This window comes from Legionella saoudiensis (assembly GCF_001465875.1).
In the GTDB taxonomy this organism is placed as follows: domain Bacteria; phylum Pseudomonadota; class Gammaproteobacteria; order Legionellales; family Legionellaceae; genus Legionella; species Legionella saoudiensis.
Genome location: NZ_LN901321.1, coordinates 18,954 through 31,273, shown reverse-complemented (window position 1 = coordinate 31,273; position 12,320 = coordinate 18,954). Strand labels below are relative to the sequence as shown.

Below are 12,320 nucleotides of genomic sequence, written 5' to 3'. Positions count from 1 at the left end.
TCTGTCTGATAAAACCACTATAAAAATATTGTTCAGTTAAAGAAACAAAAATACAGATGTTTCATTACCGAACTAATATGGATGTAGGCTGGGCTGTGAAGCCCAGCAATGGCTTCATCGAAATACCGCTGCTGAGCTTATAGCCCAGCCTACGATTTTTTCTTACATGGGTGTGATTATGCATTCACAACCTTAATTATCCTATGAGCGCAGGTAAAATAATTTACACGTGCTCAGGATCAATTGCTAATTCCTGGGCAATATTCCCAGAAATCAAGTGCGAGTCAATAATGGTGTCAATATCAGCAAAAGATGAGTAGGTATACCATACACCTTCGGGATAAATAACAACACAAGGCCCTAAATCACAACGTCCAAGACAACCTGATTTACTCACACGAACTTTTCCTGGGCCATGCATACCCAGTTCCGACAAGCGTGATTTCATGTAAGTAAAAAACTCTTCACCACCAGAGTTAGCGCAGCATTGTTTGCCTGCAGCCTTCTGGTTAGTGCATATAAGTACATGTTTCGAATAATAAGTCAACGAACTATTTTCCTATTTCTTCAATTTTGGTTTTCAACTTCAAACCTGATTTAAACGTCACTACCCTACGGGCAACAACAGGTATTTCTTCACCTGTCTTCGGGTTTCTACCAGGTCTTTGTGGCTTATCCCTTAGGGTAAAATTACCAAAACCTGATAATTTTACATGATGTCCATGTTCAAGTGCATGTCGTAATACTTCAAAAAAATTTTCTACCATTTCTTTTGCAGCAGATTTAGACATGTTTAATTCATCACACAAGGTTTCAGACATTATTGCTTTGCTAAGTGCATTCACGATTATTCCCTCAATATGATTGAAAATTCATTTTCTAACGCTTTGATTATAGCACTGATTAGAGAATTGATCTCAGCGTCAACTAATGTACGACTATCATCTTGTAACGTCATTGCAACAGCTAAACTTTTCTTGCCTTCTGGAATACCTTGGCCAGTATATACATCAAATACGTCAAAGGCTTTCAACCAATTTTCTTTAATAACCGATCTAATTGCCGACTCAATCTGCATCACGCTAATTTGCTTGTCCACTAAAAACGACAAATCTCGGCGGATTTGTGGATATTTTGATATGGGTCGATAACGAGGCGCACCATGGCCAATAAGTGCATTTAAATTTAATTCAAATAAAAACACATCGTCTTGCAAATCTAAAGCATCAATTAAGCGCGGATGTAATGCCCCTATCCACCCAGCAAATACCCCATTTACTAAAATTTCAGCAGATTGCCCGGGATGTAATGCTGAATGCGATGCCGCAATAAACTCAACGCGGTTTAATTTTAACGCAGCAAATAAAGATTGCAAATCACCTTTTAAATCAAAAAAGTCAAATTTGCGGCTGGTTTCACTCCAATTTACATCACCTATCGATCCCATCATCAAACCTGCAACGCAAGGGCGCTCGGCTAAGTGTTGCTGCTTAAGGTCAAAAACTACTCCCACCTCAAAAAACTTTACCGATTGCTGCTGGCGGTGAACATTGTGGATCATCGAAGCAATTAAGCCTGGCCACATTCCTACCCGCATTTGCGATAGTTCTGAAGAAATGGGGTTTAATAACTGCATGGTTTGGTATTGCGGATAAAGTTCTTCTTGTAGTTGAGGATCTACGAAACTGTAACTGATGGTTTCATTGTATCCATTACTGCTAAACCAACGTGCTACGCGAGTCGCAATCTCTTCATTGGCACAGGTGGTTCCTGCTTGTACCGAAGCCTGCATTGGTTCTGCTTTTAAATTATCATAGCCGTATAAGCGAATAATTTCCTCTACTAAATCAACATCTTGCTGAATATCAAAACGGTGTGAAGGAATGCTTACCTCAAGAATCGTATTGCTGTGTTCGTTGACAACAGAGATGCCAATTCCTTGTAAGAGGCTTTTCATTTCTTCACGTGAGATATTAAGACCAGTCAAGCGCTTCACTTTGTCAGTATCAAAAGAAAAATTAACGGTAGTAGGTATATATGTGCTGTTATTCGCTTCAATTACAGGACCCGCTTTCCCACCAACAATTGACAAAACAAGTTCGGTGGCACGCTCCAGAGCTCTTCGTTGTAAATAAGGATCGACTCCTCGCTCAAAACGCTGTGACGAATCACTAAATAGACCAAATTTTCTAGCAACACCAGCAATAGTAATGGGATTAAAGAATGCGCTCTCAAGGAAAACATCCGTTGTATGCTCTTGTACGGCACTATTCGCTCCCCCCATTACTCCAGCCATGGCTAAGGGCTTTTCTTGATCGGCAATAACCAATACATTCGCGTTGAAGCAGAGCTCTTGACCATCGAGTAATTCTAATTGTTCGTTTTCATGACTAAAACGAATCTTAATTTCGCCTTTAATCGTGTTCAGATCAAAAGCATGCATTGGCTGTCCAAGCTCAAGCATGACGTAATTCATAATGTCAACAACAGGATGTAATGAGCGAATACCAGCGCGACGCAAGCGCTCTGACATCCATACAGGCGTACTTGCATGAGGACTAATATTACGAATAACACGACCACAATAGCGTGCACAGGCCTCTGGGTTTAGCAGTGTTACGGGAAGAACATCATCAATGCTGGGAGCAACCTCTGGTATTGGTTTCTCGAGCAAAGGTAATTTGTTTAATACAGCGACTTCGCGAGCAATCCCTAATACGCTAAAGCAATCAGCACGATTGGGGGTTAAATCAACATCCAGAACATGGTCATCTAAAGTTAAATACTCCCGTAAGTCCATGCCAACAGGGGCTTCGTGCTCCAGTTCCAAAATTCCATCTGATTGTTCTGCCATCCCTAGTTCTGCTACGGAGCACAGCATGCCTTGTGATAGCTGGCCACGTAACTTTGATTCTTTAATTTTAAAGCCACCAGGCAAGACCGCGCCAATCATAGCTAATGCAACTTTTAGCCCCGGGCGCACATTAGAGGCACCACAAACAATTTGTAAAGGAGTATCCGTATTAATGTTTACTTCACACAAAGTTAATTTATCGGCATCAGGATGTGGCTTAGTACTAAGAACTTCAGCAACGATTACGTGGGTAAACTCTCCAGCTACAGGGCTTACTGCATCGACTTCCAGACCTGCCATTGTTAATTGATCGGCTAATTCTTGTTCTGTTAATGAGAAATTAACCCATTCACGTAACCATAATTTACTTAATTTCATTTATAGTCCTTACCACCTAATTAAAATTGACTTAAGAAAGTAAAATCATTTTCAAACATCATACGCAAGTCATCGATTCCATAATACAACATGGCTAATCGATCCATCCCCATACCAAATGCCCAGCCTTGATATTCATCAGGAGAAATATTGACTGCTTTTAAAACATTTGGGTGTACCATACCGCAACCTAATACTTCCAACCAACCAGTGAATTTACAAGAGCGACAGCCCTTACCCTTACATTGAGTACATTCAATATCCACTTCTGCTGAAGGTTCAGTGAACGGAAAATAAGAGGGTCTGAATCTTAACGCGAGTTCACGCCCAAAGAAATGAGCGAAAAAGTCTTGCAATAGGCCTTTTAGTCCAGCCAAAGTCGCCTGCTTATCGATGAGCAAGCCCTCTACCTGATGGAACATTGGTGTATGCGTTAAGTCAGAGTCACAACGATAAACACGTCCAGGAGCGATTAAGCGAAATGGTGGCTTACGTTGCTCCATTGTGCGAATTTGTACCGGTGAAGTATGGGTTCGCAAAAGGCGGCCATCGCCAAAGTAAAAAGTATCATGCATCGCCCGTGCGGGGTGATGTCCAGGAATATTTAACGCTTCAAAGTTATAAAACTCTGTTTCTATTTCAGGACCATCAACAATATCAAATCCTAAACGACTAAAAAATTCATTAATTCGATGTTTTACTTGGGTTACAGGATGTAATGAACCGCTATCTTTATTACGGCCTGGAAGGGTCACATCGACTTGCTCTGCTGTAAGCTTTTCTAATAATTGCTTTTCTTTGAGCTCGTACATTTTAGCCTCAATCAGTGCGGTAATTTCGCGTTTGGCCTGATTGACTAATTGTCCTACTTTAGGCTTTTCTTCAGCGGATAAATGAGCTAATCCTTTTAGGATTTCAGTTAATCGGCCTTTTTTACCTAAAAAATCAACGCGAATTAACTCTAAAGCGGCAACATCTTGTGCATGATTAATTGCGTCAGAAGCTTGTTCTTGTATGGCGGTGATATCCTGCATAATTATACCCACAAGTAAAAAGGAGGCCTAGGCCTCCTTAAGAAATACACTATAGTTGTCCTAGTTAACTGTTATAACAGTTAAGCTAAAGCAATTATTTTGCTAATGCAGCTTTTGCTTGTTCAGCAATAGCAGCAAATGCAACTTTGTCATGAACCGCTAGATCAGCTAGAACCTTTCTATCTAGATCAATTGATGCTTTTTTCAAACCATCAATTAAGCGACTGTATGATAATCCACATTCACGAGCTTGTGCGTTAATACGAGTAATCCATAATGCACGAAATTGACGCTTTTTCTGGCGTCTATCACGGTAAGCATACTGACCCGCTTTAATCACTGCTTGTTTGGCAACACGATAGGTACGACTACGGGCACCGTAGTAACCTTTCGCCTGGACCATTATTTTCTTATGACGCGCTTTGGCAGTCACACCACGTTTAACTCTTGGCATTTTCTATTCTCCCCTTAACTACCGTGCAACATACGTTCTGCTAAACGTGCATCGCATGCTTTCAAACTACTCGCACCAACGCGTAAATGGCGTTTTTGCTTTGTAGACTTCTTGGTGAGAATATGGTTTCTGTAAGCGCCACGGCGTTTTACTCGACCACTTGCTGTTTTAATGAAACGCTTGGACGCTCCACGATGTGATTTTAACTTCGGCATAGCATATTACTCCGCATTTGTTCTGCTACTTAGTTTTTTTGGGCGATAATACCATCAGTAATTGTCTTCCTTCGCGTTTCGCATGTTGTTCAACAACAGCGAATTCAGCAGTATCCTGTTGAATACGCTCAAGAATCTTCATACCAAGTTCTTGGTGCGCCATTTCACGACCACGAAAACGTAGTGTAATCTTGACCTTATCACCATGATTGAGGAAACGGATCAGGTTGCGTAGCTTGACCTGATAATCTCCATCTTCCGTCGTAGGACGGAATTTCAGCTCTTTAACCTGAGTTTGCTTCTGCCTTTTTTTGGCCTCAGCCTGCTTTTTGCTCAGCTCAAAGAGAAACTTTCCATAATCCATAATACGGCATACAGGGGGTTTGGCTGTTGGGGATATTTCCACCAAGTCCAAACCAGCCTCTTCCGCAAGGCGCAGGGCTTCACGTATTGATACAATTCCTGCCTGATTACCATCGACATCAATTAAGCGTACCTCAGGTACATTGATCTGTTCATTAATTCGTGCGCGATCACTTTCACGCTTAGTCGGTGCACTAATGGCTTAATCTCCCCTGCTGGTTAATTGGATATTGATCCCTTATGGGCAATTTCTTGCACTAAGGTATCACAAATTGTATCTATTGTCATCACACCTAAGTCTGCACCTTCACGGGTACGTACAGCAACTTGGTTTGCTTCGACTTCTTTGTCCCCGATCACTAAGAGATAAGGAACTTTTTGTAACGTATGTTCGCGAATTTTAAAACCAATTTTCTCATTTCTCAAGTCAAAGTTGGCGCGAATCCCTCTTTTTTGTAAAATTTGGGTTACTTTTTCAGCATATGCGTTTTGTTTTTCACTAATAGTTAAAACTACGGCCTGTACTGGAGACAGCCATAAAGGCAATTTTCCAGCATAATGCTCAATTAAGATTCCCATAAACCGCTCAAAAGATCCTAAAATTGCCCGATGCACCATTACAGGAGTCTGCTTACTGCCATCTTCTGCTACGTAACTTGCTTCTAAACGGCCTGGCATAGAAAAATCAACTTGAATAGTACCACACTGCCAGATTCGTCCTAAGCAGTCCGCTAAAGAGCATTCAATCTTTGGTCCATAAAAAGCACCTTCGCCTGGAGCATCAACCCATTCAATATTGCGGTCTTTCATTGCTTGTTTCAAAGCACCTTCGGCTTTGTCCCAAACCTCATCACTCCCCACGCGTTTTTCAGGGCGTAATGCCAGGCGATATTTAATTTCCTGGAAGCCAAAATCGGCATAGACTGACTGCACTAATTGCAACATCATATCTACTTCAGATTGAATCTGATCTTCAGTACAGAAAATATGGGCATCATCTTGCACCATATTACGTACTCGCATTAAGCCATGCAATGAACCTGAAGGCTCACAACGGTGGCAATTACCAAACTCAGAGAATCTTAAGGGTAAATCTCTATAGCTCTTCAAGCCTTGGTTATAAACTTGCACATGGCAAGGACAGTTCATTGGCTTTACCGCATAATGGCGATTCTCGGTTTCTGTAACAAACATTTCATCTCTAAAGTTAGCCCAGTGACCCGATTTTTCCCATAGAACGCGATCAACCAATTGAGGTGTCTTAATTTCTTGATAACCAAAATCCACTAAGCGTGAACGCATATAACGCTCTAGCTCTTGATAAATGGTCCATCCTTTGGGGTGCCAAAACACCATTCCAGGAGCAATGTCTTGGAAATGAAATAACTCTAAGCTTTTACCTAACTTACGATGATCACGTTTTTCGGCCTCTTCAATACGAAACAGGTAATCAGCTAAAGATTTTTTATCAGTCCAAGCAGTGCCATAAATACGTTGCAACATTTCATTATTAGAATCACCTCGCCAATAGGCACCAGCAACTTTCATTAATTTAAATGCTTTTAAAAAGCCAGTAGAAGGTACGTGCGGGCCACGGCATAAATCTTCAAAATCACCTTGCTTGTAGAGGGAGAGCACTTCATCCGCGGGGATATCTGCAATAATCTTTGCCTTATATTCCTCACCAATACTCTTAAAATAGCTAATGGCTTCATCCCGAGGCAACTCTCTGCGGCTGACCGGATAATTAGCCTTGGCCAACTCCTGCATTTTCGCCTCAATCTGTTCTAAATCTTCAGGCGTGAATGGCCGCTGAAATGCAAAATCATAATAAAAACCATCTTCAATTACTGGACCAATGGTTACTTGAGCCGTTGGAAATAAGCTTTTTACTGCTTGTGCCAATAAGTGTGCTGTGGAATGGCGGATAACTTCTAAGCTATCCTCTTGCTTTTCCGTAATAATAATTAGAGAACAGTCATTCTCCAGCAAATAAGACGTATCAACCAGACGTGAATCGACACGGCCTGCTAAAGCAGCTTTTGCCAATCCGGGACTAATACTGTGTGCCACATCATAAACAGTCAGAGGCGCTTCAAAATGTTTTACACTTCCATCAGGTAATTTAATGTTTGGCATGGTTAGTATCCGTATGTCCGACGATCATTTATCTCAAAAAAAAACCCTGCAGAGCAGGGCTTAACATAATCTGAAAATAACTACAATCTAAGCGTAAAATATTCTACACTTAATAACTTAAAAGAATTCTGTTACATTGGTAGGCACGAGTGGGATCGAACCACCGACCACCACCATGTCAAGGTGGTGCTCTACCACTGAGCTACGTGCCTAGAAAAAGACCTGCATAAAGCATAGTTAGGCAGTATATAATAGTGCTTGCGGCAAAGCAACTTATTATTTACCGTAGTTATGCAATTATTTATTTGACTTTTTGACAAAGAAAATACATAGTGATCGTCTCTTGTCTAACTTATAAGAATAATAATCATGGCAAATCCAATAAACACTATTATAAATTGGTTCAGAGCACGCTCGTTCTCGACTTGGTTCCAAGAAAACAATTCATTTGTAGATACTCTTCCCACCTCTCAAGAATGGGACAAAAAATTTTCTAAAAAAGAGGTACGAAAAATTGTGGCAACCCGTCCCGAAACCAATGATCGGTGCCAACAAGTTGAAGCACGCCTCGCCCAAGATTACGCCGACCTGCTCGATATTAAATTAAGAAGCTTTTTTCAAAAACTAGAAGAAAAGGATATAGCAAATCCAGCTGGTTTTTCTGACAGTAGCCGCGGTAGTATCAACCTACAAAACTATCTGCAATGTTACGCTATTCTAGATAAGTACGTTGGAACTAATATCGCCGCACATACTAAAAAATCGGCCCAATATCATGCTTTTGAACGATGGATAGAAGTCGCCAATATACTTCTTAATCAGTACCAAAATTATGAGGCATTTGCCTTAGTTATGTTGCGTTTGTCTGTAGTAGAAACTGATTTAAAAATTTTAGATACAAAATTATCCGATACCGCTTATGATACCTATAAAGCACTGCAAGCGTACGTAAGCCCTGTTGGAAATTTCCGAGAGTTAAGAAAACATATCCAAGCAAATAATGACTCTAAAGTCTTTAGACCAACCTTTTTATTATCCAGAGACGTATTGTTCCTCAATGAGGTTCTTGGTGAAAACAAAAATTTAAAAAGTGCCAATCTTAAAACCACTCATGAAAGCTATGCCAACGTTAAGAAAAAGGAAGAAATTCTTGCACAATTTATCTCCACAAAAAATGCCGAGGCAAGAACACTATCCCCTCACTTGCAAACGACCTATGTAATTCTGGAGACAGAATATCTGGAACAAGCAGAGTTACAGCGACGCAAAGATAACGAAGCCAAAGATGCCACAAAACCTGCTACACGCCCGCGAAGCAATTCTGCAGATGCGCAGCTTCCTAAAAGAAAAGCTGAGCCTATGCTTGAAGAAAAAGGCCATAAAAGACAACGCAGTAAATCTCTTGATTCGGCACTTGCACCAAAGCCCGAAGTTATGTCATCTAAAGAAGAAGCCAAAAAATATTACTCGAGTAACGCAAAGTTTACGTTCTGGCCAAACTCCAAAGATACCGAACTTGACCATATGGTAGAAATTAACCGTGAATTTATCCGTATGTTAGGAATGGGAGTTATATAACTATTCGATATCGGTTCCTAGCCAATGAAGGTTGGCTAGGTCCTTTCCCTGCATACGATTTCTTTAACTCGACAGACATTCTAATTTTGCTCTACTCATTTTTTATCTCAAATTTTGCATTGCCAAAGTATAAAAAAATCAAGCTTAAGGGCTGATTAAGTAACAGGCATTTGCCCCCTAAATCAAAATTACTTTTCAACAATTGCTCTTCGGCAATCGATGATGCTGCATTTGGACAGAGGCGATAAAAAAAAAGGCCTGAATGATTTCCATCATTCAAGCCTTGGTGTTGCGAGGTTCACCGCTATGGTAAAACCACTGTTCCTGTTTGTTGAACTATTCATGACACTATGTTCCATCGGGTGCCATGTTTTTCCATGTATTTTGGACTTTGTTGAAATTATTTCCGTAAATTTCACAGCCATTATAGCGCCTAAGTTTCGAATGTCAACAATTAATTTCGAAAGGAAACCAAAGGTTTCCATTCACTACTAAAATTTGCAGGTTGCGTTGGCCTTTGCTACAATTCAGCACAGATTCACTCTTAAGTTATTGCACGCCCCATGGAAAAAGTTGATTTAACAAAACAATTTGCATACCGCTTACGCGATGCCATGATTGCTGCAGGCTTTAATTCTCAACGCTCCACATCTGGCGTTTGCATTCATAAACTATCGGAAATAACCGGCTATTCGTTACAGATTTGCCGAAAATACCTTCGTGGTGAAGCCATTCCTGAACCATTAAAACTTGTTGAAATCGCTACGAAACTACATGTTTCGCCCGGCTGGTTATTATTTGGTGACTCTCATGATGATCGCGGCTTACAGCAAGATAAAATCTCAATTAGTAAAACTTTGCTTCACTATATTTTCACCAAGGCAGCAAATCTATATAATGGCCAGCTTATGGAACAAGAAGTCTCCGACTTCTTGATGGAATTGATTAATGACGTAAGTTTAATCAATGCCAATGAAGAGCAGTCAACAAGAATTATTGATCTGGCTTTAGCTTCAATAAAGCATTTTAGCCGGCCGCATGGAACTTGAAATAAGAATGGTTTTATGGAAAATTGTCGTAATGAAGTAACCTGTCATCCAGAATTGCTGGAAGTACTTTTTGCCTTTAGAAGTAAAGTCTCATCTGTATTCCGAGATGTGTTAGGCATACATGAAATTGATCACATTGCCTTTGCCCGTATTAACAAAAACAATCAATTGCTTGCTTTATCCTCAACCCCTGCTATGGAGTTTAATTTATTTAATAGCCCTCTCTGGCGTTATGATAAAAGTTATCGACATCAGTGGTTTGAATTATGCATACAAGATTATTGGCAAAGCTTATATGATTATACGCGTTACGATGAACTGTATTATTTAAAACAAATCAAACACAGCTATCCCCTAGGATTAAGCCTTGCGGCCAAAATGGGGGAAGAATATTTTGTCTATTCTCTGGCCAGTCGAAAGTCCTGTGCGCATACACGTGAACTTTTTGCGAATCAACATGAGGACTTTTATAAAATTGGACAATATTGTTCAACTAATCTAGTTCCTCTTTTAAATATCTATGATCCGTTCTCCTCACCCCTATTACCCATACAGGTTGAACTATGAAACACCAAAATAAATCCATACTCGGCGGCCTTATGGGAAATGTCGTAGAAGCCTATGACATGTCCATCTGTTATTTTATGGCTACAGAAATGTCCCGCTACTTGATTGGTGATAATAAGGGCAGTCTTACTGTTGTTTTATCCTTAATCTTTATTGCTTATTTAGCGAAACCTTTAGGCGCGTTTATCTTAGGTTTATTTTCGGATTTATATGGACGAAAAAATGTCCTGATGGTATCAATCCTAATTATGGGGATTTCTACTGCTCTAATTGGCGTTATTCCTGGATATCAGCACATAGGTCTTGCCGCTGCTGGCTTATTATTAACCTTACGCATCATTCAAAGTATGGCCTTAGGCTCTGAGTTTTTGAATTCAGCATCCTTATTAGTTGAAAGTGGTGATAATAAGCAACGCGGTTTTCGCGGCTGTTGGTCTTCAGTTGGTGTCAAAGCGGGGTACTTACTTGCATGCCTGATTGTTGAGGGCATGCGTTATTTCGCGGATGCTCATCCAGAAATAGATTATCTCTGGCGTCTTCCCTTTCTATTTGCCTTGCTGACCACAATTATTGGTTTTGCGATCCGTGCTAAGATGCCAGAAAGCCTTGCCTATATTGTCTATTATGCAAATCGAGCAAAACCTACAACCCGGGATATCTATAAGCAATCGGTAAATTACGTTAAAAAATACCCCTTCATGTTCCATTACGCATTTTTCTCCAGTTTTCTCTCAGTCACCACAGGCTTCTTTTTCTACCTTTATATTCCATTGCATGCAATTCAATATGCGCATCTTTCCCGCTCCTTAATTATGACCTCAAATACCTTAGCACTAGCCTTAGTCACCGTGCTGATTCCCATTTTTGGTTGGCTTTCTGATAAACAAGACCGTTTGAAAATGCTCACGTTTGCCAGCAGCGGTTTATTAGTACTCGCGTATCCATTTATGCATGGGATTAATTATGGGAATGCAGGTTATTATATTTTAATGCAGCTGCTCATCTCTATTCCCTGCGCATGCTATTACAGTGTAGCAACCGTTTTACTCACCGAGCTATTCCCGCTGCAGATACGTTGCACTGCTTTGTCTATTGTTTACTCAATTGCGGCCAGTTTAGCAGCAGGCGTTCCCCCCTTACTTTCCGATTATTTAGCACGAAAAACCCAAATGCCTAGCTCCCCTAGTCTAATCATTATTATCTTAGCGGCCATAGTGTTAACCAATATTAAAATTTTGGCACAACGATATCGTTTAGGTAAGAATCAATATGCCAGCGCATCTATTAAAGATGAATCGCCGGTATTTAGTATTCATTATAATTAATGGTTTATCTTCCCGTATTACACTGCGCTAATACGGGCTAGAAACATGCTTATTCATCAGCAACCAATGACACCACTGGTGTGATTGCTTTGATAGCTTGTTCAATATCTTGCATTAAATGAGGCAAATGGCTTTCCTCTGCTTCATTTAATTTCAACTCTACCTCTGCGCGTAAAGTCTTTAGTTTTTGGTCAAGCTCCAGAATTTTTTTACGTGCATCTGTATCAATTTCATTTAGGAAAAACGGCATACTTATCTCCATGAATACGCTCCAAATAAAAAATACTTTTAATGCGAGTTCTGTACAAAGAATTCGCACGTTTATATCTTCCGCCACTTGACTCAACAATGTTATCATTGGCCC

General features: G+C 40.3%; 13 protein-coding genes and 1 tRNA gene. 4 read left to right on the top strand and 10 right to left on the bottom strand.

Annotated features, from left to right (window positions below; genetic code table 11):
• Positions 1 to 223: 223 nt before the first annotated feature.
• From BN3124_RS02550 to BN3124_RS02510, 9 genes are all read right to left on the bottom strand, one after another.
• Positions 224 to 547, bottom strand: a complete 324-nt coding sequence (locus BN3124_RS02550) for a (2Fe-2S) ferredoxin domain-containing protein (RefSeq protein ID WP_058533307.1) — start codon at positions 545 to 547, stop codon at positions 224 to 226.
• Between the two features lie 4 nt (positions 548 to 551).
• On the bottom strand, positions 552 to 845 hold the full coding sequence (locus BN3124_RS02545) for an integration host factor subunit alpha (protein ID WP_058533306.1): 294 nt from the start codon (positions 843 to 845) through the stop codon (positions 552 to 554).
• A gap of 2 nt (positions 846 to 847) precedes the next feature.
• Positions 848 to 3,232, bottom strand: coding sequence for a phenylalanine--tRNA ligase subunit beta (pheT, locus tag BN3124_RS02540; protein ID WP_058533305.1), 2,385 nt, complete (start codon positions 3,230 to 3,232; stop codon positions 848 to 850).
• 20 nt (positions 3,233 to 3,252) lie between these two features.
• Positions 3,253 to 4,266 (bottom strand): phenylalanine--tRNA ligase subunit alpha, encoded by a 1,014-nt coding sequence (gene pheS / locus BN3124_RS02535; protein WP_058533304.1) that lies wholly within the window; start codon positions 4,264 to 4,266, stop codon positions 3,253 to 3,255.
• Positions 4,267 to 4,360: 94 nt separating this feature from the next.
• Positions 4,361 to 4,720 (bottom strand): 50S ribosomal protein L20, encoded by a 360-nt coding sequence (rplT, locus tag BN3124_RS02530; protein WP_058533303.1) that lies wholly within the window; start codon positions 4,718 to 4,720, stop codon positions 4,361 to 4,363.
• Positions 4,721 to 4,734: 14 nt separating this feature from the next.
• Positions 4,735 to 4,935 (bottom strand): 50S ribosomal protein L35, encoded by a 201-nt coding sequence (gene rpmI, locus BN3124_RS02525; protein WP_058533302.1) that lies wholly within the window; start codon positions 4,933 to 4,935, stop codon positions 4,735 to 4,737.
• A 25-nt stretch (positions 4,936 to 4,960) separates the two neighbouring features.
• Positions 4,961 to 5,497, bottom strand: coding sequence for a translation initiation factor IF-3 (gene infC, locus BN3124_RS02520; RefSeq protein WP_058533301.1), 537 nt, complete (start codon positions 5,495 to 5,497; stop codon positions 4,961 to 4,963).
• 20 nt (positions 5,498 to 5,517) lie between these two features.
• Positions 5,518 to 7,437, bottom strand: coding sequence for a threonine--tRNA ligase (gene thrS / locus BN3124_RS02515; RefSeq protein WP_058533300.1), 1,920 nt, complete (start codon positions 7,435 to 7,437; stop codon positions 5,518 to 5,520).
• A gap of 137 nt (positions 7,438 to 7,574) precedes the next feature.
• Positions 7,575 to 7,649, bottom strand: a tRNA-Val gene (locus BN3124_RS02510).
• 157 nt (positions 7,650 to 7,806) lie between these two features.
• On the opposite strand from BN3124_RS02510, the gene BN3124_RS02505 reads away from it, so the two are divergent.
• The 4 genes from BN3124_RS02505 to BN3124_RS02480 all read left to right on the top strand — a co-directional run bounded on the left by BN3124_RS02505 (position 7,807) and on the right by BN3124_RS02480 (position 11,956).
• Positions 7,807 to 9,015: a RasGEF domain-containing protein gene (locus BN3124_RS02505; RefSeq protein ID WP_058533299.1), complete on the top strand. Its 1,209-nt coding sequence runs from the start codon at positions 7,807 to 7,809 to the stop codon at positions 9,013 to 9,015.
• A gap of 563 nt (positions 9,016 to 9,578) precedes the next feature.
• Entirely contained in the window at positions 9,579 to 10,064 is a 486-nt protein-coding gene (locus tag BN3124_RS02490) for a helix-turn-helix domain-containing protein (RefSeq protein WP_058533296.1), read from the top strand.
• Between the two features lie 15 nt (positions 10,065 to 10,079).
• Positions 10,080 to 10,631, top strand: a complete 552-nt coding sequence (locus tag BN3124_RS02485) for a hypothetical protein (protein ID WP_058533295.1) — start codon at positions 10,080 to 10,082, stop codon at positions 10,629 to 10,631.
• Positions 10,628 to 11,956: an MFS transporter gene (locus BN3124_RS02480; RefSeq protein ID WP_058533294.1), complete on the top strand. Its 1,329-nt coding sequence runs from the start codon at positions 10,628 to 10,630 to the stop codon at positions 11,954 to 11,956. The genes BN3124_RS02485 and BN3124_RS02480 overlap by 4 nt, the downstream gene beginning before the upstream one ends.
• A 49-nt stretch (positions 11,957 to 12,005) precedes the next feature.
• On the opposite strand, the gene BN3124_RS02475 is transcribed toward BN3124_RS02480, so the two are convergent.
• Positions 12,006 to 12,206, bottom strand: coding sequence for a hypothetical protein (locus BN3124_RS02475; protein WP_058533293.1), 201 nt, complete (start codon positions 12,204 to 12,206; stop codon positions 12,006 to 12,008).
• Between the last annotated feature and the right edge of the window lie 114 nt (positions 12,207 to 12,320).

Excerpts from the sequence above, each read along its gene's own strand:
- pheT (WP_058533305.1), bottom strand. The coding sequence starts at position 3,232 with ATGAAATTAAGTAAATTATGGTTACGTGAATGGGTTAATTTCTCATTA.
- pheS (WP_058533304.1), bottom strand. The coding sequence starts at position 4,266 with ATGCAGGATATCACCGCCATACAAGAACAAGCTTCTGACGCAATTAAT.
- rplT (WP_058533303.1), bottom strand. The coding sequence starts at position 4,720 with ATGCCAAGAGTTAAACGTGGTGTGACTGCCAAAGCGCGTCATAAGAAA.
- rpmI (WP_058533302.1), bottom strand. The coding sequence starts at position 4,935 with ATGCCGAAGTTAAAATCACATCGTGGAGCGTCCAAGCGTTTCATTAAA.
- thrS (WP_058533300.1), bottom strand. The coding sequence starts at position 7,437 with ATGCCAAACATTAAATTACCTGATGGAAGTGTAAAACATTTTGAAGCG.
- BN3124_RS02505 (WP_058533299.1), top strand. The coding sequence starts at position 7,807 with ATGGCAAATCCAATAAACACTATTATAAATTGGTTCAGAGCACGCTCG.
- BN3124_RS02490 (WP_058533296.1), top strand. The coding sequence starts at position 9,579 with ATGGAAAAAGTTGATTTAACAAAACAATTTGCATACCGCTTACGCGAT.
- BN3124_RS02485 (WP_058533295.1), top strand. The coding sequence starts at position 10,080 with ATGGAAAATTGTCGTAATGAAGTAACCTGTCATCCAGAATTGCTGGAA.
- BN3124_RS02480 (WP_058533294.1), top strand. The coding sequence starts at position 10,628 with ATGAAACACCAAAATAAATCCATACTCGGCGGCCTTATGGGAAATGTC.
- BN3124_RS02475 (WP_058533293.1), bottom strand. The coding sequence starts at position 12,206 with ATGCCGTTTTTCCTAAATGAAATTGATACAGATGCACGTAAAAAAATT.